Origin of the sequence: Francisella philomiragia subsp. philomiragia ATCC 25015 (assembly GCF_000156715.1) — a bacterium.
GTDB lineage: Bacteria > Pseudomonadota > Gammaproteobacteria > Francisellales > Francisellaceae > Francisella > Francisella philomiragia.
Genome location: NZ_DS999316.1, coordinates 34,260 through 60,286, shown reverse-complemented (window position 1 = coordinate 60,286; position 26,027 = coordinate 34,260). Strand labels below are relative to the sequence as shown.

Genomic DNA, 26,027 nt, shown 5'->3' with positions numbered 1-26,027 from the left:
ATGAAGAAAATACTAATAAATAGTAAAAGTAGTGAAGAAACAAGAATCGCTACTCTAGATAACGGAAAACTTATTGATTTAGATATTGAAAATGTTGATAGAGAACAGAAAAAAGCCAATATTTATAAGGGCTATATTTCTAGAATTGAACCGAGCTTAAATGCAATATTTGTCAACTATGGTGAAGATAAAAATGGTTTTTTACCATTCAAGGAAGTTTCTGAGTATTATCTAAAAGACGTACCAAATGGTGAAAATATTGCACATCTTCTTTCAGAAGGTCAAGAGTTAATAGTACAGATTGACAAAGAAGAGCGTGGTGATAAAGGTGCAGCTTTAACTACATTTATCACACTTGCAGGCTCATACATGGTGTTGCTACCAAACAACCCAGATGGTGGCGGTATTTCACGTCGTGTAGAGGGTGAGGATAGAGAAAAACTTAAGAAATATCTAAAAGATTTAAACATCCCTAAAAATATGAGTGTAATTGCAAGAACTGCTTGTGTAGAGTGTTCTTTTGAAGAGTTAAAACATGACTTTGATACTCTAGTTGAATTATGGGACTCAATATTTAAGGCTTATCATAAAATCAAAAAGCCTGCTCTACTTCATAAAGAGAGTGACATAATCGTCAGAACAGTTAGAGATCATCTAAAAGAAGATGTTAAAGAAATTATTGTAGATTCTAAAGAATGCTATGAAGATGTTAAAAGACAACTTGGCTTACTTAGACAAAGTTTTGATATTAACAAAGTTAAGTTATACAACGAAGAGTTACCTATATTTGCACAGTTTGGTATCGATCAACAAATAGAAAATGCCTATAAGAGAGAAATTAGATTACCTTCTGGTGGCTCTATTGTAATTGACACAACAGAAGCTTTGGTTGCTATTGATGTTAACTCATCTCGTGCTAACAAAGCTGAAGATGTTGAAACTACTGCTTTCAAAACAAACTTAGAAGCTGCTGAAGAAGTTGCTCGTCAACTTAGAATCAGAGATCTTGGTGGCCTAGTTATCGTTGATTTTATTGACATGTCATTCTATCCAAATAGAAAGCAAGTCGAAGAAAAATTAATGGAAGCTCTGCAGCAAGATAAAGCACGCATTCAAATGTCACGCATATCTAAACTTGGACTTGTTGAAATATCTAGACAACGCTTAAGCTCATCAATCAATGAAAGTGTAATGCAAAAGTGCCCTCGTTGTGACGGACATGGTTTCATAAAAACAACTCAAGCTACTGCACTTACTATTTTACGTAAAATTAGAGCAGAGGCTATCAAAGAAGATACTAATGAGATACGTGTTCAGGTCCCTGTTGATATAGCTGCATATATACTAAATGAGAAAAGAGATAGCATTGTTGAAATTGAAAGAATCTCTGAAGTTAAAGTCATGTTAATTCCTAACTTCAACATGGAGTCTCCTAAGTTTCAAATGCAAAGAATTTGGGGTACTAGCTACAAATCAAACCGTACCAGTTCTGACTTAATAGAAGATGTATACAACGTTGAAATTCCTAAAGCGGGTAAAAAGAAAGTTGCTGCTGTTGAACTAAGTAAACCTATATCTGAAGATCAGAGCGTAAGCCCTAAGGAAGATAATAAACTTGAAAACAAGAATATTGAAACTACTGTTCAAAACAACACAAACGAAACTAGTGAAAAGCAAGAGCCAAAGAAAAAAGGTTTTTTCAGTAAACTACTAGATAAGCTTACAGGTAGTAATGAAGTTATTGCTGTTGAGAATAAGAAACCTCAAAATAAACAATACAACAATAAAGATAAAGCTCAAAAACCTCAAAAGTCTCAAGATAACAGACCGCAAAAAGACATTAATCAACGTGACGATCGCAAAGCTAATAATAATGATCGCAGTGATAATAAAAATAATAATAAAGGTCAAAAACCTCAAGTCCAAAAGTCTCAAGACAATAGGCAAGAAAGAGACAATAACCAGCGTAACGATCGTAAAAACAATGACAATAGGAATGATCGTAACAAAAATAAATTAAGTAGTGATAAGTTTGATAAAAAATCAAACAATCGTGGTAGTAGCAGAAGTAACAACCTAAATCTTAATAATGCTGAAGAAGTTGTTGATATTACTCAGCTTAAGTATCAGAATCAAACTGCTGAAAAAACTGACAATATCAAGAAAGTAATATCTAAAAATCCTGAAGAGTTTGTCTCTGTTATGGTTAAAGATGTTTTAGAAAACTATAATAGCTTAAAAGATGATGGTGCTACAAAAGTAGCTACTGAAGAAAAAGCAAAGACTAGTAAATATCTAAAATTTGATACTGTTTTAGTCGATAAAGAAATAACTCTTCTTAAAGAAGCTGCTAGACAAGCTGAAAAGGCTAAACAAGCCGAGAAAATCCAAAACACTGAAGTAGAGGATAGCAACAATATTCATACAGAGATAAAAGAAACTATTGAAATAGTTGATGAAGTAGTTGTAAAAGAAGAGCAATCTAAAAAAGCTAAACTAGAAAAAGATGATAAAACATCTGAGCAAAATAGCGTAAAAAAAGAAAAGCCTAAAACTACTAAAAATAATAAAAAAGAAAAAACAGTTGAAAAAGTTAACAAACAAAATCAACCTGAGCCAGAACACATAAATTATTCTCCAGCTCTTGATTTTGAATCTCAATCAATAATCTAAATAGCAAGGCTATATCTAATGTTACACTATCCTCAAATTGATCCAGTTGCTTTACATCTAGGTCCTATAAAAGTCCACTGGTATGGTTTAATGTACTTATTCGGTATTTTTGCTGGCTGGTATTTATTGAGATACAGAGCAAAAGTTAAATCATGGGCACCTATCAAACCTGAACAAGCAGGTGATTTAACATTTTATATTGCTTTAGGTGTTATATTGGGCGGTAGAATTGGCTATATAATCTTTTACAATCTACCCTACTATTTTCATAACCCTCTCCAAATGTTTTTCCTCTGGGATGGTGGTATGTCATTCCATGGAGGGTTTATAGGTGTATTAATAGCATTTGCACTATATGCACGCAAACTTGGAGTTAACTTCTTTGACCTTGGCGAATTTGTAGCTCCAGTTGTACCTATAGGTCTAGGTGCTGGTAGAATTGGTAATTTCATAAATGGCGAGTTATGGGGAAAAGTTACAGATTCTCCAATAGGAATGATTTTTCCTACTGGTGGACCTTTACCTAGATACCCTTCTCAACTATTTGAGTTCTTTTTAGAAGGTGTTGTACTATTTACAGTATTATGGCTAGTTAGTATCAAAAAAAGACCACGTTATTTAATATTAGGATTATTTATGTTCCTATATGGTAGCGCTAGATTTATTTGTGAATTCTTCAGACAGCCAGATCCACAATATGGTTATATATTCTTTAACTGGATGACTATGGGACAGATATTATCTATTCCTATGATAGTGTTAGGAGCAATAATTCTTATCATAGTTTTCATAAGAACAAGGAAGAATAAATGCGAGAATATCTAAACTTTCTAAAATATATAAAAGACAATGGAACTAATAAAGGCGATAGAACAGGTACTGGTACAACAAGTATTTTTGGATACCAAATGCGCTTTGATTTACAACAAGGTTTCCCATTAGTAACTACAAAAAAAATTCATATCCCAAGTGTTGTTCATGAACTGTTATGGTTTTTAAGTGGTAGCACAAATGTAAAATATCTAAATGATAATAAAGTTAGAATTTGGAACGAATGGGCAACTGAAGAAGGTGAACTTGGACCGATATATGGTAAACAATGGCGTGACTTCAATGGCGAAGGTATAGATCAAATTGCTGAAGTAATTGAAATGCTAAAAACCAATCCAAATTCACGTAGAATTCTTGTCTCAGCATGGAATCCTTGTGTTGTTCCTTCAGAAAAAATCTCTCCTCAAGAGAATGTCGCTAAAGGTAATTCTGCCCTACCACCTTGTCATGCAATGTTCCAGTTTTATGTTGCTGATAATAAGTTATCTTGTATGCTTACACAAAGAAGTGCTGATGCCTTTTTGGGAGTTCCATTTAATATTGCGAGCTACTCTTTACTAACACACATGATTGCTCAGCAATGTGACCTTGATGTTGGTGAATTTATTTGGTCTGGTGGCGATTGTCATATTTATAACAATCATATAGAGCAAGTAAATGAGCAACTTAGTAGAGAGCCTTTAGACTTACCAACGCTTAAAATTTTAAGAAAACCAAGTTCTATATTTGATTACAAATATGAAGACTTTGAATTTCAGAATTATAAACATCATCCAGCTATAAAAGCAAAAATTTCTGTATAAGGATATTATAAAAATGAATCAATTATCTCTTAACAAAAAGAAAATTCCCATTCTACTTTTAGAAGGTATTCATTTAAATGCTCTTGAATCATTTAAAGCTGCTGGATACGAAAATATTGAACTATTGAATACAGCACTAGAAGGTCAAGAGCTTGTAGATAAGCTTAAAGATTTTAAAATCGTTGGCTTACGCTCACGTACACAGCTTACTAAAGAAGTACTAGAACAGTCTTCTCATTTGACTGCCATAGGCTGTTTCTGTATTGGTACAAACCAAGTTGACCTTAAGACTGCTCAAAATCTAGGAATACCTGTATTTAATGCTCCGTTTTCAAATACTCGTAGTGTTGCTGAACTTGTATTAGCTGAAGCAATTTTGTTGATACGTAATGTAATTGATAAAAATGCTAAAACTCATCGTGGTGAATGGCATAAATCTGCTGATAATGCTAATGAAGTGAGAGGTAAAACTCTTGGAATCATTGGCTATGGCCATATTGGTATGCAGCTTGGTATTTTAGCAGAGAGTATAGGCTTAAATGTCATATTTTACGATATAGAAGAAAAGCTTCCATTAGGAAATGCTAGTGCTGTAGAAAGTTTAGAGACTCTACTTAAAAATTCCGATGTTGTTTCACTACATGTACCTCAATTGCCTACAACTGCAAATATGATTTCTGCTAAAGAGCTTAGCTTCATGAAAGAAAACTCAGTACTAATTAATGCTTCTAGAGGAAATGTTGTTGATATTAATGCTTTAGTTGAGGTTTTGAAAAATGGTAAACTCAAAGGCGCAGCTATAGATGTTTTCCCTAAAGAGCCCTCTGCTAAAGGTGAAATATTTGAAAGCCCACTAAGAGGCTTTGATAATGTTTTCTTAACGCCTCATATTGGTGGTAGCACTATCGAAGCGCAGGAAAATATTGCCAATGAAGTCGCTGCTAAGCTTATTAAATATTCTGATAATGGTTCGACTCTAAATGCCGTAAATTTCCCAGAATTATCACTACCTAGCCATACTGAAACTCATAGAATATTACATATACACCAAAATATACCGGGCACTATGAATGAGCTAAACAAGATATTAGCTGCAAAAAACATTAACGTTGAAGGGCAATATCTTAGAACTCTAGAGAATATTGGTTATGTTGTGATGGATATTAAATCAACTTCTGATGAAGCAAAAGATCTTGTTGATGAATTCAAAAAAATCAAAACTACAATAAAAGCTCGTTTTCTTGTATAGATGTCTTTAGATAAAACCCAAATTATCTCTCAAATTTTAAAGCACTCTCCTTCTCACATAATTATCGGTTATAGTGGTGGTGTAGATTCTAGTGTTTTATTAGACATAACAAAAGATTTAGACATTCCAACTATTGCTATTTATATTAACCACAACATCCATCCTGATGCACTAAAATGGCAATTACATTGCCAAACAATATGCAATAATGCAAATATTGATTTTATAGCTCACTCTCTAGATCAAGCTCCTAAAGGAGAAAGTTTTGAAGCTTGGGCAAGTAAGCAAAGGATGGATTTCTTTATTGAGATCATGAGTCAGTATTCTAGTCCGACTCTTCTACTAGGTCATCATCTAGATGATCAAGCTGAAACATTCCTAATTCAAGCGATAAGAGGATCAGGATTAGCTGGACTAGCTAGTATGCCATACTATAAACAATTAAATCATGGAGCTGTACTTCGCCCTCTTTTAGATTATACAAAGAAAGATATTCAAAACTATGCAAGCCAGAATAAGATTAATCACATCTATGATGATAGTAATGAGAATATAAAATATCGTCGGAATCTTATTCGTAATCAGATAATGCCAATATTAGAGCAAATTAATCCAAATATTAGCAGAACTCTTTCTCGAAGTGCTAAAATCTGCGCAGAAAGTAATAACATATTACAAAAGTTACTTAATGAAAAATTACAGAAGATTTCTAAAGATAATAGTCTGATTATCTCTGAGTTACTTACCTTAGATAAAGATATACAAAAGAGTTTAATTCATCACTGGTTTAAAGAAACAACAAACCAAAGTCTAAAAAATAAGCAAACCGAAGAAATACATAAAGCTCTTAATAGTGATATACACACTGGCTGGCAGTTTGATATCAATCAACAATATCAAATATCTGTAGAATATAATCAACTAATAATCAAGAATAATAACCAAGTAGATTTAATCTTGGATAATAAAGATATAATTGAGTGGCTCAAAGAGAGATTTAATAAAGACTTTGATACTAGGGAACTTATAGTCCGACAAAGACAAGCTTCTGATAAATGTAGATATCAAGGCAGAGACAAAGTAAATAAGTTAAAAGTATTATTCCAAGAGCTGAAAATACCAACATCAGAACGCTCTAAAGCAAAAGTTATATTACTAAATGATAAAATAATCGCCGTTTATCCTTTTTTTATCTGTAACTAAAGTTATTATCTTAGTTTTTTTATAAGAAATGCTACTATAAACCATAGCAAAATAGTCACGCCTAAGATAATCATAATATGAGTAAACAATCCTTCAAACAAATGAGCCTGCTTAACTAAATCAATATCCTCACTCACTCCTTTAAATGCTGCTAAGTCAGCAACTTTTGCCCCTATAAATCCTGCAACACTTCCTGTAAAAAGCATGTATGATGCTGCTAAAAAACCTGTATATTTTTTATCTTCAATAGAGGTAATCTCAGAAAGAGCAATAGGATCTATAAATAATTCAGATACTCCTAAAGATGCCAAAGCAATAATTACTAATAATGCTGATGTTGTACCATCCAAACTAGCATTTTTGGCAGCTATAAAGAATAAAACAAAACACATTAGTTGGAAAATAAACCCAAATGAAAATTTTATCATCCTACCGAAATCATCATCTAAAGACTTTACTCTTTTCCAAATCCAAGCAAGAATTAAGCCTCCAAATAATATTGACAGAGAATTCATAGAAGTGAATGTACTAGCCGGTATATCAATTCCAAATAAATAAGTATCGACATTTCTATGTATAAATATTTCCACAGAAGTATATAACTGCTCATCAAAAACCCAGAAAACTATACCAAATATATAAAAAGGTAATAAAGTAACTAATGATTTACGCGTAGAGAAATCTGTTTTAATAAAAATAATTATAAAAAATAACGTTGTTATACAAGCAACCACGGCTAAAAGATAACCATCAAAAAGATACTCTAAAGCAAAATAAGCAAATACAACCATGATAATTATACTTAAAGCAATTATAAAGCTACTAAAATATTTAGGTAAGGGCTTCTCAGGAAGAATATCCGGAATATATTTAGAACCTAATATAAATACAATTAAGCCAAATATCATACCAATACCAGCAACTCCAAAACCATAATGCCAACCATAGTAATGAGCTATCAAGCCACATATCATAGGAGCGAATATACCTCCGAAATTCCCTCCTAAATATAGTAATGTAAAGGCTGAATCTTTTTTAGGATCATGAGAACTATACTGCTGCCCTAATAAGCATGAAATGTTACTCTTGAAAAACCCATAACCACAAACTATAAAGGCCATTCCTAGATATAGTTTAGCATCTCCGCCAAAACCTAAAATAACATGTCCAATAGACATAAGTGCTGCTCCATAAATGACAGCTTTCTTATACCCTAACACTCTATCTGCAACAACTCCACCAACAATCGGTGAAAGATATACTAAGGTCACATATGCTCCAGCAATTGCATAAGAGGTTGTATCATTAAATTTAAGATGCTCTACTAAATATAAGATTAAAAGAGCTCTCATACCATAGAAGCTAAAATATTCCCACATATATATTGCTATAATATACCATAATGCTTTAGGGTGTTTATCTGACTGATGAGTTATTTCTACCATTAATTAACAAGATTTATTCATATATAAATAGATTATAAATAAACAAATTAGTCAGTGAAAGTTTAATTTCACCTGTTAAAAATTATATATTGACATCAAAATATGAATGGTACCAATCTATTAAAGTTATGCTAATATCGAAACAGTTAATTATAAATAAAGGATAGTTATCAATGAAATCTCTAATCAGAAAAACTTTTACCTATATTTCTCTATTACTTTTGTTATTTTCGCAATCTATAGCATGCACAGCTGTAACCCTAGTAGATAAAAAAGGTGATGTAGTATCGGGAAGAACTATGGAATGGGCCCTTGATTGGAACTGGCAATTTCTCTATATTCCTAAAAATACTCCTCATTATTTAACAGCTCCTAGCAATACTAATTTACCGAAACAGGAATACAAATCTAAATATTCAGTACTAGCTACTGGTTTGTCAAAAGATGGACAAACTCTTGTAATTGACGGACAAAATAGTCAAGGATTAAGTCTAAGTGCAAATTATTTACCAGGTTTTACAAAATATCAAACTGTAGATAAAGATGATACTAAATACGCATCAATAATCGAATCTACAACATTTATTTTGAGTCAATTTACTAATGTTAATGAAGTCAAGCAGGCTTTAAAAAAATATAAAGTCTGGTCTGATAAGAATATAGAAATTGATGGAATATCTCCAGAAGTTCATTTTTTAATAACAGATAAAAATGGAGCTGGTTTAGTTGTTGAATACATAGATGGTAAAGTTAAATTCTACAATGTAAACTCAAATATTAAAGTAATGACTAATGCGCCAACTTATGATTGGCAGCTACTTAACTTAAAAAATTATTTATCATTAGATAATAGAACACCTACGAATCTTAAAATCAGTGATGTCATTAATACTGAAAAACATGAAAGAACTGTTCAAGATATCAGTGGTTTCTTAGGTGGTGGATTACTTGGAATTCCTGGAGATTATTCTCCTCCATCAAGATTTGTTAGAACAGCTGCAATTGCTTATTATGCAAACAATAAAAGTCCTAAAGATGATGATAACCTTGTATCAAAAGTAACGCATATATTACATAATGTTGATATTCCAAAAGGTGTTGTAGCCGATGAAATACAGAATAAGAAAATGTTTGATCATACAGCATACGTAGTAATCAAAGATTTAAATAATAATAAACTATACATAACAACATATAACAAACCTAATAATCCTGTTATTGTAGACTTAAATACTCTAGATAAAGATAATACAAAAAGTTTTGATGTTATCTTAGAAAAACTACCATTCCCAAATAATGATATTACAAATAAATTAGTTACTATGAATAAAAACTAAACAGTATATCTAATCACTTTCTTTTCAAAAGTTGATTATAAACCTGCTGAATTCCTTCAGCTTCATTTTGGATTTTATATTTTGATGACACCAAATCATAGCCATTTTGAGCTATTTCATATCTTAATTCATCATTAGACATTAAGATATCTAACTTTTCAGCAATCTGTTGACTTGATTTTGGTTCAATTAAATAGGCATTTTGAGCATCAGAAATAATCTCAGGCCAAGCACCAGCTTTAGTAGCAATCACAGCACATTTGGATGCCATAGCTTCAAGAGCTGGCAAGCCAAAGCCTTCTTTATGACTAGCACAAACTACGATATCTAAAGCTCTATACCAACTTGGGATCTCTTTGCTATTCTTGATAAATCCTGTAAATATTATCCGTTCTGACAAACCTGCTTGCTGAACCATTTGTTCTAGTTGTTTTTTGAACTCTAAATCTTTAGGTGTTGCTTCACCAATAACTACTGCTGTCCAATCAGGATATTTTATTAGCATAGCTATTACTGCTTCAATAAACTCATAAGTTCCTTTAGACTTTCTGATTCTACCAAATATTCCTATACCATATTTACCTGGTAATTTTCTATTTTGCCACTCTTGAGCCTTATTGCCAGCTGGATAAAAAACTTCAGTATTAACTCCATGCGGTACTATATAGGGTGATCTCTCAAGATATTTTGCAGATATTTCAGATGGACATATAACAGCTTCCATTCTGTTTATATAAAATTTTGTCAGTTTTTTATGATGCCTTTGTGCTACAGAAGTAAAAACTAGTATTATTTTATATCTAAAAACGTATTTTAAGATAATCCCCACAAGCATATCAATGTTTCTACGTGCATGCCAAATACGCCATTTATCACGCCAACACTTAAATAAAAAGTCTCTAAATCTAATGGTTTTAATACCGTTTGAATCAATATTAAAACCCATACCTACAATATTTACTAGCTTAGCCTGCTCTGGCATCACAGCTAACATACTAGCATTAATCCCAGAAAATCTACGACCTAATGACAAGGCAATAACTTCAATATCTTTTATATCTTTAGTTTCCACTGATTTAATTATAATAATAGGTTATATCAGACATACTAAAGCAATATCTGATTATTTACAAGAGTCACAAAATCCAAGAAATGTAATTATTAATATTTACTGATATCTAATAATTGTAATGTAAGAATTACTGGCTTAAAGTGTTATAATGTTTTCATATATTAGTTAGTTGTTTGAAGTAATAGATGTTCTTTTTTAAAAAAATTTGTAATATTTTTTCTTACAAAAAACCCATCATAAAAGACAATACATTTTTGCTATGGGAACCTTGTACACATAGCCATGCTGAAATAGTTCCTGGATTTGCGAAGTATTTACTTGATTTAGGTTATCATGTTTCTATCCTAATTAATCCTAAAAGATACAAAGAAGGATTATTCTGTAGATTTGATAATGAAAATATCTCGTATAATAAAATGTCTAAAAGGCAAATTCGCAAGTTTTTCAAAAAAAATAGTTTAGCTAATGTACAAGGGGTACTAATCACAACACTTGGCAAATTATATGATGGTAAAGATATAAACCAAGTATATAACTCGTTTAATAAACAAATAGATAGAAATAAACTTTTCTTTGTTGAACATGAAATTGATAGCTACTTTGATAATAACTCTGAAACACGTAAGGATATTATCACACTTAGAACAATGGACTACAAAAATGCGACTACTATCGCTGTTAATCCTCACTATTTTGGACAATTCAAGCCAAATAATAAAAACTCTTTAACAACTTTTGTTACTATTGGTGCAATTTCAGAAAAAAGAAAAAGCACTAAACTGCTTGTAAATGCTGTAGAAGAACTAGTAAATATAGCTGTTACTAACTTTAAAGTTGTTGTTATTGGTAAAGGAAATATCAAAGATTTACCTACACACCTGCAAAAGTATTTTGATATCAAAGGACGTCTTGATTTCAAAGAAATGTACACTGAAATTGAAAAAGCTGACTTTATCCTATCAGCATACGAAGATAATCCTGACCATATCAAATATATTACTTGTAAGACTAGTGGTACATTTCAACTTGTCTATGGTTTTCTAAAGCCAATTATTATCAGAGAAAGTTTTGCTCCAATAAATGGTTTTAATAATGATAATGCCATACTATACAAACAAGATGATAATTATGCAGAAGCTATGACTAAAGCAATAGAGTTATCTCAGCACGATTATTTGCAAATGCGCGAAAACCTCAAAGAATACTCAGACCAACTATATTGCCAATCGCTGAAAAATTTACAATGCGAAATTAAAAATAGACATTAATTCTTGAATTGCTTTTCGTTCTTAATTATTTTTCTAATAAGAAATAAACTACGAGTTGGTTGTAATAGGATATACTTGATACCTGTCAATCTGGCCTTACTAAGCTTACCTTCAAGATAGAGTGAATCGATAATATAGCGCCCTTTTCTCTTGTTAAAGAATTTTGACTTAATTCTATCAATTTTTCCAGAAGCAAAACATTTACCAGTAAACCAGCATAACGAATAGTTACCGGCAAAACTTTTCTTTAGATTTACATGAAGTTCTTTTTTATATGAACGATTATACTCGGGTTTTATAAACATAGAGTTTTGATGTGTATATATCGAGTCTTTTATATATGGAAAAAGTTCAAATCTAAAATTATTTATATTATTAACACCTGAGTATAATGGAGTCTTTTCTTGCTGATTAACTGTTAGATTAATTGCTTTGCCCAACAAACCTGGACCTGTGATGCTTAAAGGATCATTACCATAAAAACCCTTCTTTGAATTCTCTACTATCATATCAATAGCTTTTTTTAGGAATGGATGCTTTGGCTTCGAACAAATAAATGCCTGATAAATATAGCCATCAAACTCATAGTCTGATTTATATTTATCTTTAACTGAAGCAAACTCAATATCATTGGATAAAACATCACCAAGACTAACTAATAACTCTTGCTTAATATCGCTATACACGCCACCATGTATGTATAGCACACAATAGCGCCACAAATCACATTTATAAGCCCCGGGTATTATATTATCATAAGCTTCAAGAACATCTTTTTCAAAGTTCTCTTTGAGAAACTCGCGACACGCTTCATCATCAAAGAAATGAAACTCCCAATCAGGGTTTTTATCAATCCATGTATAAACTGCATTATACATCTCTTGACTTACCTCACTTGTTCTCCAAGTTTTAAAAATCTTTTTGGGAACATACTGATATTCTATTGAATTTGATGATTTAGCTCTTGAGGGAATAAAAGCCGGAATTTTTTTAATCGAAGTTGACATAAATAAAAGTCCAAATAGGTTTAAATGTTTATATGCTAAGTTATTCAAGTATAAAACTCTAACAAATACTATGAAAATATACTAACTCAAAATACGTTTTTTGCAAATATAGCAATAAGATTTAAACTATTAAGAAGTTATAGTATTAGAATCTTTACTTTCTTCACACTTTCTTTGAGCTAAGAATATTGCTGTTAAGTTAGCAAATAAAATAACCATTATCTGTGTAGTAAAGAAATAATCAAATAAGCAACCTATGAACATAGCCAATATTAATATTCTAAAATACACACGATTACGATAGTCTAACCACCGCGCCTCAACAAAAAATGCCACAAAACACAATAAAAGAGAAACTCCAGCAACTATACCTGCTCTAAAAACATAATTAATAAACTCATCATGAGCCATAATACCGTCATTAACTACACGAGGGTCATCTCTCAATCTTTGATTCTTATTTATTAAAACCTTAGTACATTCAATAACATCAGTAGTACTTGTAAGATAAGGACATCCCAGTATATAAAGTTTAGGATATTCTCTTAAAACTTTGAATGAAGAACTATAGTATAACAATCTAAGTCCAGTCGATGTCTCATACTGTTTCCTAGCATCTGTATTATCATAATCTTGATTAAAGAATACCTGCGATTCTTCCACAGAGGTTTGTAATCTATAATTAAAAACACTTGAGAATTTATAGACAGTTCCAAAGATAATACTAATTATAACAATACAGCAAGTTAAAATCGTTACAAGTCGCTTTATACATAACTTATTGTTTTTAAAACTAAAATACTTTAAAGCTATGAATGAGTAATAAATAAATACTACAAATTCAATAACATAACCAGCCTTACTACGATTTACAAAAAGATCAATAAAAATTACTAATAATCCAGCAGCAAACATCAATATTTTTAATAGTAAATTTGACATTCTAATAGCTTTTCCAATAATTACCACAGCAGAAAAAGGAAATGTCAATGCAACTATTGATTGGATAACACTACCTCCATATATCCCAAAATATATCTGACTAACTACAAAATTTGCATGTAGTACATATCTAAATAACGCATACAAAGAAAATATAACTATAATAGCTATATAAAAATTCAAAAGATAATTAGCATACTTAGTATTTTTAGACAGAAAGTAACTAGCTGAACATATATATAGAAATATAAATATAGGATTTGAAAAACCCAATATTGACTTAACATCTAAACTGCCACTAGCAAAAGATGCATAAATCATACCAATATTTATCATTATCGCAGATAACAATAGAAACTGAAGTGACTTATTGTTTTTGAGGACTTTAAAAACCTCTTTATTAAAAAAAGAAGAAAAAAATAATTAATATAAACCCTACAGAGATAAAAAATCTAGCAAAAAAAAATATACTTACAAACATTACCAACATAAGTACAAATACTATCTTGGTATATATTTCAGATCTCAAAACTTTTCTCCTAACATAAAATAAAATTCTTATACACTACACCTTATAGTATACCAGCTCTTGTTTTCATTAATAAAATGATTCGATCAATTAAACTAAACTTTTTAAAAGTTGGAATATTTCTTTAAATGACTTATTTGGCTTTTTTTTCTCGACCTCTTTATGATGATTTCTAATTAGCTGGCGCAATTTTTGCACATCCATATCAGGATGCTCTTGTATTAGTTTTTCCAATGTCTCATTAGCCTTTATAGGATCTAAAAGGTTACTTCTAAGATTCTCTAAGCGCTGAATCATAAGATTTGCATCTTTATCTTTATTAACAAGAACGTCATACGCCTTATGAATATCCTCTAAATTATCGGTTTTTCGTAGTAGCTTACCTATAAACTGTGCTTGTCTTTTTAGAGCTATCTTTTGCAAATTTTTAGCACTAAGAATATTATTTTTAAGATTTTCATCTATTGGTAGTTTACCTAGCTGCTCCTTACTTAGTTCAGTTAAGGATCTGCCAAAATCAGTTATCTCTAATGCATCTTTTTTTATAGTAGTCTTACTCTTTACAGCTTTGTATTGCGAGTTTTCTTCTTCACGTTGCAAACGCTCTATTTCATCTAGGTCTATTACTTTGCTCATAGCTATTATTTTAATTTGCTTATATATATATATAATATAAGCTATAATTTTAAACGTTTAATTTATTTTATCCACCTAAAAAATATCAGGAGACTACCAAATATGTTTAGCTTTGAAAAAAATAGCCTAAAAAATACTGATAAAGAAATTTTTGATGCTATAGAACTTGAGGTTAAAAGACAACATGAACATGTTGAGCTTATTGCATCAGAGAACTATGCAAGCCCTGCTGTAATGGAAGCTCAGGGCTCTCAACTCACTAATAAATATGCTGAAGGGTATCATGGCAAAAGATATTATGGTGGCTGCGAATTTGTAGATATAGCAGAAAAACTAGCTATCGAAAGAGCTCAAAAACTATTTGGTGTTGATTATGCAAATGTTCAACCTCATTCAGGATCACAAGCAAATGCTGCTGTATATAATGCTGTACTTAAGCCAGGCGATACAGTGCTTGGCATGGATCTTGGTGCTGGTGGGCATTTAACCCATGGTAGTAAAGTAAATTTCTCGGGTAAAATTTATAATTCTATTCAATATGGTCTAAATGAAAGTGGTGACATTGACTACAAACAAGTAACTGAACTGGCTAAAGAACATAAGCCAAAAATGATAATTGCTGGATTCTCAGCTTTTTCTGGGATTATTGATTGGAAAAAGTTCAGAGAAATTGCAGCTTCAGTAGATGCTGTACTAATGGCTGATATTGCTCACGTTGCAGGACTTGTTGCGGCTGGCTTATACCCAAATCCATTTCCTTATGTTGATGTTGCAACTACAACCACCCACAAAACTCTAAGAGGTCCAAGAGGTGGGTTAATACTTTGTAATGATAATCCCGAACTAGCTAAAAAACTCCAGTCAGCTATTTTTCCAGGTATTCAAGGCGGGCCTTTGATGCATGTAATTGCAGCTAAAGCAGTTGCCTTTAAAGAAGCATTAGAACCTAGCTTTATTGACTACCAAAAGCAGGTATTGAGAAATGCTAAGGCTATGGAAAAAGTCCTAAAAGAACGTAACATTAATATTATTTCAGGTGGTACAAATAACCACTTATTGTTACTAGATATAACAAATACAGGATTCTCAGGTAAAGAAGCTGAGGCGGCTCTAGGCAGAGCAAATATTACTGTTAACAAAAACTCTATACCAAATGATCCTCGCTCTCCATTTGTTACAAGTGGCTTAAGAATAGGAAGTCCTGCCATCACAACTAGAGGATTCAAAGAAGCTGAGTGTGAGCAAATCGCAAACTGGTTGGCGGATGTGGTATATAATTGTGGAAATGAAAAAGTTGAAAATGAAACTGCTACAAAAGTTTCAGAACTTTGTGATAGATTTCCTGTTTATAAATAATCCGATTTTTTTTGAAATCAACAATACTCACAGTCTAATTTTTCTTAAAAACATATATTAATAAAGCCTTCTTAATAAATATCAAAACTTAATGAAGAGGAAGATACTTGCAACATCTATTGTGATGGCACTATCGGTATCTGCTGGTTATTCAGCATGTACATTAGATAATGCTACAAATAGCCAAATGACTTTCACATGCGATAGTCAGACAGATCTAACAAAAGATGCTATTACATTAGATATTGCTGATGGAGCTACTTTTGGTGCGTCAATTTGGGGTGGAACACTTCCAGACTCATAGGCTGGAAAGTAACTACATCTGGTAATACTGTAAGTATCACTATGCCTTCTAAACAAACTTCTTGGTAGCCTGAAGTTAAATTTGAAGACACTGTAATACCTGCGGGCCTTATAGCTTTTCATATAGTTTGACAGGAAATTCTACAATCACTAACTTCCATGTCGGCGGCGATACTCCTACTCCAGCTAAAGATGTTAAAGTAGACGCTACAGTTAATGTATCTGGCAACCTACCTTCTCAAGCAGTAATCAACTTTGTAGACTCAAATGGTAAGAAGTTTACAAGTTAATAATGGTAAAGTAACTCTTGTTCATCCAGAGAATAAATCAGCGACTTACAAAGTTCAATTGACAGGTGCTGAAGGCTCTATAAAAGAAACTACATACACTCTACCAGCAAACTCACAAGGAACTACTACTATAAATCTAACTTATCAAATAGCTTCTAAGAAAATAGAAGTAACTCTTCCTATTAATATCACAGGAGATGCTTTCCCTAAAGGAGCTAGTGTAGAGTTTGTTGCTCCTAATGGAGATATTATTAAATCAGTTAATAATCAAGCTAAGCTATACTATACAAACACAGGTGCTGTGACATTTGAAGTAAAAGCTGTTGGTGATAAAGTTGGTACATTTGCACAATCAACTATCACAGTTAATTCAACTACTAAATCAGTAGATCTTACATACAAAGCTGATGTTACTCCTATAAATCCTGCGTGTAAAGATATACCATCTTCAGTACCTGATTGGAGCAACTCTGAAAATTATGGTAGCACGAAAACATTTGTTGAATATGATAATTTTGTATGGACAAATACTGGTTGGGTAAATGTTGGTCAAGCACCAACAACACAAGGTTGGTCACCATGGACAAATTGTGGTCCTGCTGTAGTCGGTAAACTAGCTGTAAATACAACTAATCTACCATCAAAAATCACTACTTATAACATAAATATAAATGATAATAGTTATACGGTTGATACAACTAAATCAACAACTATAACACTTGGCAAAGGCCATTATAAAATAACTGCTGAAAAGGTTATCTCTTTAGATGGCAAATATATATACTCCTTCTGTATCTCCGGCTGAAATTAGCGTTACAAAATCTGCTGATATGAATATTGAAGTAAACTTCACAGAAAAAGAAGCTCCTCAATCAGCTATCATATTGAATGTAACTCCAGCTGAAGGAACTCATATCCAAGAAGTAAAAGCCGTAGTAACAAATAATTCAGGATACTCTAGAGATATTACTCTTAATACTGAGGGACAAAATAAATTCATCCTACCAGCTTTGGGTACTTATAAAATATCTGCCCAAGCATACACAGATGATAATGGTAAATATATAGCTACTCCAATAACATTAACAGATGGCAAACTATCCTCGAGTACTATTGTCTACAAGGATACTAGAGACTTATCACAAAAAGTAATTGGATACTGGGAAAACTGGAAAGGTCCTATACCTGGTAGTGAAGGAGAAGGTAAAGAACATGATGCATCGTACTATGAGCCAAGTATTAAGCCATATACTCATGTAATGTATTCATTTTTGACATTAGATCCACACCCTGCTCAAGGTGAGGAGCCACCACACAATAAAAGCTGGAATGGTAAAGCCTTATATGAAAGTATGACAGCTGAAAATGTACTTACTCTAATGTCTCCATGTGGATATGGTAACTATCCTAAATGCTATGAGAATGGTAACAACTGGCAAAGAGCTAAAATTGTTGCTCTAATAAAAGCTATACATAATACTGGCGGTAAATTTATTTGGGCACAATAGGTGGTTGGTCAGATATACAACAAACTTTAAAAACAGATCAAATTGATAACTTTGTAAATCAAGTTGTTGAGCTGTTAAAAATAAATGTAGGCACTGACAAAGATCCTCTATATGCAGACGGTATCGACTTCGATTGGGAACACTTAGGTGCAACATATACAAGAGAAGGCTCTATACCTAACCCTAACAGAGACCAGCAAATTGCTGTTATTGCTGAAACTATGATGAAGCTAAGAGAAGCTTTAGACAAAAATGGTATGTCCGACAAAGTTATTGGTTATACCACTAGAGCTAATGGCTTTGTGAAATCAGCAAAAACGGTAGGATTCTTTGAAGATTTTGCTTCAGATGCTGAAGATCTAGATATAGATAATTGGTTAAAAGAGCATAATAGTTGTCTGAACCAAGTTGCTTCATGGGTAAATATCATGTCTTATGATATGGGGCCTGAGACAATGGCTCACAGTGGACCTTCTTATGTATGTATGGGCGATGAGACTATCAAAGGCTCTAACCTACTACCTACATGGAATATGCCTATGTATATCACAGTATTAGACTCATTTACAAAACATGTAAATCCTAGCCTTGTAATGTTAGGATTTGAACCGGGTGGACAAGCTAGTGCTGGAAAGTGGGAAGGTCCTGAAGTTGACAAGCAAGCCTTAGACTATGTTTATAGCAATGATTTTGGTGGATCATTATACTGGGCAATCAACCAAACGCCTCTAAAAGATGACTCTGTATACTGTAGCCAAGTAAATACAGGAATAGAGTCTGATAAGCTAGCTACATATGCAAGAAACTTGATTTCATAATACCTAAATAGCTAGTAAATATTTATTACTAGCTGTCTTATAAAACCATTAACTTGATTTTTCTTCTAATTCTTCAGTATAAAATCAACTTTCAATAGATACGATTAAGTGGACCCCACCTAATAACTAGTAACTATGAATTTTCGGGTGACAAAGTATATATTAAATTCTCATAGACAATATCAAGTTATTCAAGATAGAAGATTGATTATTATAATTTACACATACCACCTTCTTGCCAATATTCACTACCTACACAGTGATGACAATAGAACAAACCATTCGGATCGTATTTATTTTTAATTTTTAGAAGCTTATTATAGTTATCACCCCAAAACACTTGTTGCCAGTTTTTTTGGAAATAATCTGCCTCATTTGCATAAGTACCAGCATCGGGAGCTAATGCCATTATCATTCCCATAGCCTTATAAATATTATCTACTTTTTGTTGTATTTGTGGAGTTATTTTTGGTTTGCCAAGCTGAACTTTGTCTGTACTATAACTCATAATTGCCAAAGCCCCAGCATTATAAACACTAGGGTTCATGGATGTGCTTTTGGTTAGTCTCAGAGCTTGTTCAGAAGCTCCTGCTAAACCTTTGTTAATTTGAATAGATATTGGTGCAAGTTGAGAAACTTTATAAAAAGTTTCTGTTGTTTTATCAATATTTTCAGAATTAAATAATTTCTCAGGTAAATACCAAGATTGATATGTATACCAATATGCAGAAACTTCCCCTGTATTAGAAGCCCACCAAAACTCACCATCTCGAGCATCTAAACTAGTATTTTTGACAACCATATCAGGATAGTTTTTATGCCAATAGTCATAATTCCAAATCTGTGTTGGTGGAATATCTATATATTTAGCTTGATAATGAAGATCAGGTTGACTTTGTACCCACTTTTTAAATGGTTGCCAAATTTCTAAAGCCTTTTTCTGACTTAAACCTTGGGTAACCATTGCTATTGTCATTCTATTATTTGGACGGAATGCAAACTGCTCGCCCCAATTCTCATTATTCAGGTTTGAATAATAAAATGAAAGAAACTCTTTTATCAAAGCTTTATAAGCCTTACTGGAGCTAGCTGTTATCTCGCCACTAATTAGACCAAAGTGACTAGGCAGCTGATGTGTTCTTAACGTTAGATTTGTAACAACTCCATAAGTTCCGCCACCACCACCTTTGATTGCCCAAAATAAATCTTGATTTTGACACTCATTAGCAATAACTGTCTTACCATCTGCAGTAACAACCTCAGCCTGTACTATTCCTCCTGCACCTGTACCATACTCTTTAGACCAGCTACCAAATCCTCCTCCTTGAGGAAAACCACCAGCTGCCCCAACAGTTGTACAGCCTCCTCCTTGGACATATTCATGGTGTTTGTTAGTTACAACATCATAAGCCTCAAGCCATCTTGTACCAGCTCCAACTGTAACGGCTGAATATTCTTTATCCTTTGGACAACTCTGAGGGTTAAAATGCTTATCATATTTAATATCACGCATATTATGAGTCCATATTAACAGAGAATTAGGAGAGCTAGAACGCCCTAAATAGTCATGTCCAGCACCTTTGATAACAATACGAATATTATGTTTTCTAGCAAAATTAATAGCATTTACCACGTCTTGAGTATCCGCAGCTTCAACAGCATAGCTACTTGGCTGAATATGCCATGCCCCATACCACCCTTGAGATTCATTTCTACTAGAATCTGACTGCATATAAAAAGGATTTTTCATATTTTGTAAAACTGATTTACAACTATCATTTTCTGAATTTTTTTCACATGTAGAAAAAATAGAAGTTGGTTTTATAAGCTTGCCTTTGAGCGATTTTGCCAATGCATCCCATTGTTTGGAATCAGGCCAGCATACCTCTGAAGGTAAGCAACGACAACTAGACTTTGAAGTTTCATTTGAAATATTTGAAAGCGTTTGACTATACGTCAAACCGAATATCGAAGTTAAAATACAGCTTGTAATAATTTTTTTGTACATTTTACCAAGAAATTACTCTGTGATAATAAATATACTAAAGTATTAATATTTTAAAAAAAGTCGTTATGTATTTCAAAAATGATATTTTAAATAGAAATTTCTACAACCATCCAAACCATCTATCAAACCAAGTAGGATTTTCCGTACCATCTGGACGTAAGTTATTTACAAACTTATTTTTAGGATAGTTTTTCTTAAGCACTCGTATATTGTCCTTAGCTTGATCATAAAGACCCAGCTTATTATATGCTCTAATTGTCAACACCAAAGCATCTTGAGTTACTGTACTCTGTGGATAATTTCTTATGATTTGAGAAGCTCTATCCAAAGCTGCATTATATGCTCCACGTTTATAATAAAATTTTGCAATATCATAATAGTGCTCCGCAATAATATTATTTATATATATCATTCTACGTTTTGCATCAGGAACAAAACTACCCTTAGGGTCAAGCTTAATAGCTTTTTCAAAGTTAACGTAAGCATCTTGATAGCCAGTTGGGTCATGATAGTTCATATCATAAGGAGCATATGTTTGTAAAATACCCCTACCATCTTCAAACCCAACAACACCAATCATATAGTAGACATAGCCCTTATATGAACTATATGGGTACATTTTAATAAACTGTTGACCTAATGCTAGAGCCATAGTTGATTCATCATCCATATAGTAAACATAAATCAAATCAACCATACCTTTCTCAGCTAGTGGAGTAAACGGATACTGTGCGACTAATGACTTGTATGATCGAATTGCATCAAAATACTTTTCATTTTGCATTTGCTCATGGGCTTTCGCATAAATAAAACTTGCCGTAAAACCAGTATAAACTTGCGGAAGCTCACTGTCTTTCTTAGGTCCACAAGATGCTAATAACATCAACATAAATGCAGCTGCTATTAAATATAAAAACCTTTTCATTTAATTAACTATCCTTAGAATTTTCTTATATAATTCTATGTAAAATTTATTTTATTTAGTAAAAAATACTTATATTAAGCACACACATGGCAAATAATACACTATCTAACAAGTTTCATCAAAAAATTATGATGCATCCTGATCATGCAGGCAAAAGAATCGACTCAACAATAAATGAATTATTTGAACAGTTTTCTCGCTCTCAAATACAAAAATGGATAAAAGATGGTTTAATTACAGTCAATGGTAAGACTACTAAATCAAAACATATTCTTCTAGGAGATGAGGAAGTTGAAATTAATATAGAGCTTTTGCCTACAAACGAATGGTTAGCTGAAGATATTGATTTAAACATCGTGTTTGAAGATAATGATATTATAGTTATTGACAAACCAATTGATATGGTTGTACACCCTGGTGCTGGGAATATGACAGGTACTATCTCAAATGCTTTACTCCACAAATACCCTAATCAAGACAAGTTACCAAGAGCTGGTATCGTTCATCGCCTAGATAAAGATACATCTGGTTTGATGGTTGCAGCCAAGAGTAGTATTGCCTATCATAATTTGGTACAACAACTCTCTGAAAGAAAGGTATCTCGAAAATATCTTGCAATAGTTGAGGGTGAGATTTATGAAGAAGGTACTATTAATCAACCGATAGGAAGAGATATTAATAATCGCACAAAAATGACCATCAATCATAAAGGAAAAGAGGCTATTACACATTATAAGCCTATAGAGGTATATGATGGTTTTACTCTAATTGAGTGTCAACTAGAAACAGGAAGGACTCATCAAATAAGAGTTCATATGAAGAGTATCAAGCATCCTTTAGTTGGCGATCAAACTTATAACAAGTCATCAACTAAGTTAGATAAAGTGGGAATAGAAAATATAAACAGACAGGCTCTGCACGCTTATAAGCTTTCTTTCATACATCCTACTTCTCAGAAGATTGTGCGATTTAAAAGCAAACTTCCTGAAGATATGTTAAATTTAAAACTAGAGCTACAACAAACTATCGAATTCTACGATGACTATGAAGAAGATTATTACGATTATAAATAAAGTTGATAAAAAGTTAAGCTTAAAGTATTTTGTTGGTATTTTTATTGTACTCATATCTGCGGCAATATTATCACCTATTGGTAACTCTAAACATGAGAAAATGATTTATTTCTTGGAATCCCGAGCTCCTTTTATAGTCAAAAAACCTAATTTCTCTGAAATTAAAGACTTTAAAGAAAGAAAAAAAATATTCATTGAATACATGCTTTCAGCTATCCAAAAAGCTAATAATGAAATATGCTTACAAAGAGAGCAAATACATAAATTGCAAAAAGATTTAGCTAAGAATAATGCTGCTCTTAGTAGCAGACAGCTTAATAAACTAGATTTATATTTAAAATATTATAAAATTGATTCTTCAGATGACATTACAGATGAAATAAATTATCTTGATGTCAAAGCTGAGAGAATTCCAACGAGCTTTGTATTAGCTCAAGCCGCTCTTGAAAGTGGCTGGGGAACTTCCAGATTCTCAAAAGATTATAACAATTACTTTGGACTACACTGTTTTTATGAAGGTTGTGGTGTAAAGGCTGAATCAGCAAATGTCTATCTTGAAACATTCAATAGTGCTGCAGAAAGCGTTCTTGGCTATTACTATAGACTAAATACAGGCTCTAAATTCAAAGACTTTAGAATAATTAGGAATAAAATAAATAATAATCAACTCCCTGAACAAGATTTACTAAACACCTTAGAAAATTACTCTGCTCTTGATGGAGATGATTATAAAAACAGACTTATTTCAGTTATTGAGCATAACAATTTAACTCAATATGACTCTATTAAATACTGTAAATAGTTAGCTTCTGGTTGGTATTAGTATCATTTTCTAGTATATTTGAATAACAGGATGACGCTATACAGAAAATAAATGGAAGTAATAATTAAACAAGATACTATTTATTTTGAAGGTATATTAACTCTAAAACAAATAGACTCTAAGCTTATTGATAAAAAAATAAGTCGTAGCAAAGACGATATAAAACAAATTGATTTAACTAAAGTCACATTATTAGACACTGCCGGTGCTTATATAATTATCAAAACAGCAAAGAATCTAAGACTATCAAAAGAAAATATTATTTTTGCTAATGAGAAAGATAAAAATCTTGTAGATATTGTATTTAAAAACTTCCCATCCACTGCTGAGGAAGAGTTATCAAATAAATCAAACGTTGTTTTTAATAGTATCTATACTCTTGGTAAAAACACAAATAACTTATTATCAGAAGTTAAAACAAGCATAAGCTTTCTTGGTGCTATCTTTTTAGGTTACATAACGTTAATTCGTAGACCTTATAAAGCTTTTTTCTCAATTGTTCTAAATATTTGCTACGACTCTACAATCAGAGCATTGAGTATAGTAATACTATTGTCATTAATTATAGGCTTAGTATTGACATACCTTCCTCTTAATTTACTAATGCAGTATGGAACTCAAATATTTGTAGTTGATATGCTTGGAATTTCATCATTTAGAGAATTTGCTCCGTTGTTCACTGCCATAATCATTGCTGGTAGAAGTGGTTCTGCATTTACCTCTGAAATAGGCATTATGAAAGTCAATGAAGAAATCGATGCTCTACAGACAATAGGTGAAGATCCCATGCAGCGTCTTGTTTTGCCAAGAATAACGGCATTGGTCATTAGCTTACCTGTACTCACGGTTATAGCTATGATTGCTAATATCGCTGGAGGTATTATTATTGCTGACCTAATCGCAGGAATAACACCATTACAGTTTATAGAAAGACTATTTTCCAATGTAAATGTAAATCACTTCTATATAGGTCTTCTAAAGACTCCTTTTTTTGCATTGGTAATTGCTGGAATAGGTTGTCATCAAGGATTATCTGTTAAAAGAGACTCCCAAAGTGTTGGTAAAGCAACTACTACAAGTGTTGTTTACTCAATATTTTTGATAATACTGGTTGATGCTATCTTCGCAGTAGGTCTAAACGGATCTTAGGAGAAAAAGATGAGTGAAAGCCTAATTCAAGTAAGAGATTTAAGTACAAAATTTGGTAAAGAATGGATTCATAAAGATCTAAACTTAGATATCCACTTCGAAAAAATTAGCTGTATTATCGGCGCTAGTGGTTGTGGTAAAACGACTTTAATGCGAGAAATTTTAATGTTGCAACCAATATATTCTGGTAAGATTTTTTTGTTAGGTCAAGAGATTTCAAAACTAGCAGACAATCCAATTAAGCGTAAAGAGATATCTAGCACAATGAGTATGATGTTTCAACATTGCGCCCTCTTTTCATCTTTAACAAACTTACAAAATGTAATATTTCCACTAAAACAACACACAAACCTTCCTTTAGATGTTTTGACTGATATAGCTATTATCAAACTAAAAATGGTAGGATTAAAAGAAGAAGCATTTAACAAATATCCTTCAGAAATAAGTGGTGGTATGCTCAAAAGAGTTGCTCTAGCCAGAACTATTGTTCTAGATCCTAAAGTTGTATTTTTAGATGAACCAAACGCTGGATTAGACCCTTACTCTGCTAGAGCTATGGATGACCTTATTTTATATCTAAAAGAAGAGCTTAAAATGTCTGTAGTTATGATTACTCACGATTTAAGCACTATTTGGCATATTGTTGATGATATTATATACATGGATGAAAAAAAAATAATGCTACATGATACTGTCGAATTTGTATCACAACAAACTCAGTATGAAAGTATTAGAAAGTTTTTTGATTCACATAATGATAGTAAGTATTAGGAGCTTAT

General features: G+C 32.2%; 24 protein-coding genes. 17 read left to right on the top strand and 7 right to left on the bottom strand.

Annotated elements, in window-relative coordinates; genetic code table 11:
• Genes FTPG_RS05620 through tilS form a run of 5 tightly spaced genes read left to right on the top strand, consistent with a single transcriptional unit; the run spans position 1 to position 6,759 of the window.
• Positions 1-2,673 (top strand): Rne/Rng family ribonuclease, encoded by a 2,673-nt coding sequence (locus FTPG_RS05620; protein WP_004287461.1) that lies wholly within the window; start codon positions 1-3, stop codon positions 2,671-2,673.
• Positions 2,674-2,691: 18 nt separating this feature from the next.
• On the top strand, positions 2,692-3,498 hold the full coding sequence (lgt, locus tag FTPG_RS05615; protein WP_004287460.1) for a prolipoprotein diacylglyceryl transferase: 807 nt from the start codon (positions 2,692-2,694) through the stop codon (positions 3,496-3,498).
• Positions 3,483-4,307: a thymidylate synthase gene (locus FTPG_RS05610; RefSeq protein WP_004287459.1), complete on the top strand. Its 825-nt coding sequence runs from the start codon at positions 3,483-3,485 to the stop codon at positions 4,305-4,307. The genes lgt and FTPG_RS05610 overlap by 16 nt, the downstream gene beginning before the upstream one ends.
• A gap of 13 nt (positions 4,308-4,320) precedes the next feature.
• Positions 4,321-5,556: a phosphoglycerate dehydrogenase gene (serA, locus tag FTPG_RS05605; RefSeq protein ID WP_004287458.1), complete on the top strand. Its 1,236-nt coding sequence runs from the start codon at positions 4,321-4,323 to the stop codon at positions 5,554-5,556.
• A complete protein-coding gene (gene tilS / locus FTPG_RS05600; protein ID WP_004287457.1) occupies positions 5,557-6,759 on the top strand; it encodes a tRNA lysidine(34) synthetase TilS in 1,203 nt (400 codons plus the stop codon).
• A gap of 5 nt (positions 6,760-6,764) precedes the next feature.
• Here tilS and FTPG_RS05595 read toward each other — a convergent pair whose 3' ends face one another.
• Complete coding sequence (locus FTPG_RS05595) at positions 6,765-8,204, bottom strand: peptide MFS transporter (RefSeq protein WP_004287456.1); 1,440 nt, start codon at positions 8,202-8,204, stop codon at positions 6,765-6,767.
• 173 nt (positions 8,205-8,377) lie between these two features.
• On the opposite strand from FTPG_RS05595, the gene FTPG_RS05590 reads away from it, so the two are divergent.
• Entirely contained in the window at positions 8,378-9,541 is a 1,164-nt protein-coding gene (locus FTPG_RS05590) for a linear amide C-N hydrolase (RefSeq protein ID WP_004287455.1), read from the top strand.
• 13 nt (positions 9,542-9,554) lie between these two features.
• On the opposite strand, the gene FTPG_RS05585 is transcribed toward FTPG_RS05590, so the two are convergent.
• Positions 9,555-10,613 (bottom strand): glycosyltransferase family 4 protein, encoded by a 1,059-nt coding sequence (locus FTPG_RS05585; RefSeq protein ID WP_004287454.1) that lies wholly within the window; start codon positions 10,611-10,613, stop codon positions 9,555-9,557.
• Between the two features lie 185 nt (positions 10,614-10,798).
• Between FTPG_RS05585 and FTPG_RS05580 the strand changes: the two genes are divergently transcribed.
• On the top strand, positions 10,799-11,881 hold the full coding sequence (locus FTPG_RS05580; protein ID WP_004287453.1) for a hypothetical protein: 1,083 nt from the start codon (positions 10,799-10,801) through the stop codon (positions 11,879-11,881).
• Here the strand turns inward: FTPG_RS05580 and FTPG_RS05575 are convergent.
• The 3 genes from FTPG_RS05575 to yjgA all read right to left on the bottom strand — a co-directional run bounded on the left by FTPG_RS05575 (position 11,878) and on the right by yjgA (position 14,995).
• Positions 11,878-12,888 (bottom strand): glycosyltransferase family 32 protein, encoded by a 1,011-nt coding sequence (locus FTPG_RS05575; RefSeq protein ID WP_035722487.1) that lies wholly within the window; start codon positions 12,886-12,888, stop codon positions 11,878-11,880. The genes FTPG_RS05580 and FTPG_RS05575 overlap by 4 nt on opposite strands.
• A 129-nt stretch (positions 12,889-13,017) precedes the next feature.
• Complete coding sequence (locus FTPG_RS05570) at positions 13,018-14,166, bottom strand: hypothetical protein (RefSeq protein WP_004287451.1); 1,149 nt, start codon at positions 14,164-14,166, stop codon at positions 13,018-13,020.
• A gap of 283 nt (positions 14,167-14,449) precedes the next feature.
• Entirely contained in the window at positions 14,450-14,995 is a 546-nt protein-coding gene (yjgA, locus tag FTPG_RS05565; RefSeq protein WP_004287450.1) for a ribosome biogenesis factor YjgA, read from the bottom strand.
• 102 nt (positions 14,996-15,097) lie between these two features.
• Here yjgA and glyA point away from each other — a divergent pair, with 102 nt between their 5' ends.
• The 6 genes from glyA to FTPG_RS09555 all read left to right on the top strand — a co-directional run bounded on the left by glyA (position 15,098) and on the right by FTPG_RS09555 (position 19,270).
• The gene (glyA, locus tag FTPG_RS05560) at positions 15,098-16,351 is read left to right on the top strand and encodes a serine hydroxymethyltransferase (protein ID WP_004287449.1); all 1,254 of its coding nucleotides are present in this window, start codon (positions 15,098-15,100) and stop codon (positions 16,349-16,351) included.
• 91 nt (positions 16,352-16,442) lie between these two features.
• Entirely contained in the window at positions 16,443-16,655 is a 213-nt protein-coding gene (locus tag FTPG_RS05555; RefSeq protein ID WP_004287448.1) for a hypothetical protein, read from the top strand.
• Between the two features lie 127 nt (positions 16,656-16,782).
• The gene (locus FTPG_RS09735; RefSeq protein ID WP_154657791.1) at positions 16,783-16,944 is read left to right on the top strand and encodes a hypothetical protein; all 162 of its coding nucleotides are present in this window, start codon (positions 16,783-16,785) and stop codon (positions 16,942-16,944) included.
• Positions 16,922-17,749 carry a hypothetical protein gene (locus FTPG_RS09565; protein WP_004287447.1) on the top strand — a complete coding sequence of 276 codons (828 nt, stop codon included), beginning with the start codon at positions 16,922-16,924 and terminating at the stop codon, positions 17,747-17,749. Before FTPG_RS09735 ends, FTPG_RS09565 begins: the two co-directional genes overlap by 23 nt.
• A complete protein-coding gene (locus FTPG_RS09560; protein ID WP_004287446.1) occupies positions 17,712-18,452 on the top strand; it encodes a hypothetical protein in 741 nt (246 codons plus the stop codon). The genes FTPG_RS09565 and FTPG_RS09560 overlap by 38 nt, the downstream gene beginning before the upstream one ends.
• Positions 18,440-19,270 (top strand): glycosyl hydrolase family 18 protein, encoded by an 831-nt coding sequence (locus FTPG_RS09555; protein ID WP_050754313.1) that lies wholly within the window; start codon positions 18,440-18,442, stop codon positions 19,268-19,270. The genes FTPG_RS09560 and FTPG_RS09555 overlap by 13 nt, the downstream gene beginning before the upstream one ends.
• Positions 19,271-19,481: 211 nt before the next feature.
• Here FTPG_RS09555 and FTPG_RS05545 read toward each other — a convergent pair whose 3' ends face one another.
• Positions 19,482-21,278: an FAD-dependent oxidoreductase gene (locus FTPG_RS05545; protein ID WP_004287445.1), complete on the bottom strand. Its 1,797-nt coding sequence runs from the start codon at positions 21,276-21,278 to the stop codon at positions 19,482-19,484.
• A 100-nt stretch (positions 21,279-21,378) separates the two neighbouring features.
• On the bottom strand, positions 21,379-22,203 hold the full coding sequence (locus tag FTPG_RS05540; protein WP_004287444.1) for an outer membrane protein assembly factor BamD: 825 nt from the start codon (positions 22,201-22,203) through the stop codon (positions 21,379-21,381).
• Between the two features lie 86 nt (positions 22,204-22,289).
• On the opposite strand from FTPG_RS05540, the gene FTPG_RS05535 reads away from it, so the two are divergent.
• The 4 genes from FTPG_RS05535 (at position 22,290) to FTPG_RS05520 (ending at position 26,019) form a co-directional block, all read left to right on the top strand.
• A complete protein-coding gene (locus FTPG_RS05535) occupies positions 22,290-23,276 on the top strand; it encodes an RluA family pseudouridine synthase (RefSeq protein ID WP_004287443.1) in 987 nt (328 codons plus the stop codon).
• Positions 23,248-24,078, top strand: coding sequence for a glucosaminidase domain-containing protein (locus FTPG_RS05530; RefSeq protein WP_004287442.1), 831 nt, complete (start codon positions 23,248-23,250; stop codon positions 24,076-24,078). The genes FTPG_RS05535 and FTPG_RS05530 overlap by 29 nt, the downstream gene beginning before the upstream one ends.
• A gap of 72 nt (positions 24,079-24,150) precedes the next feature.
• Positions 24,151-25,248, top strand: coding sequence for an MlaE family ABC transporter permease (locus tag FTPG_RS05525; protein WP_004287441.1), 1,098 nt, complete (start codon positions 24,151-24,153; stop codon positions 25,246-25,248).
• Between the two features lie 9 nt (positions 25,249-25,257).
• Positions 25,258-26,019 (top strand): ABC transporter ATP-binding protein, encoded by a 762-nt coding sequence (locus tag FTPG_RS05520; RefSeq protein ID WP_004287440.1) that lies wholly within the window; start codon positions 25,258-25,260, stop codon positions 26,017-26,019.
• Positions 26,020-26,027 lie beyond the last annotated feature (8 nt).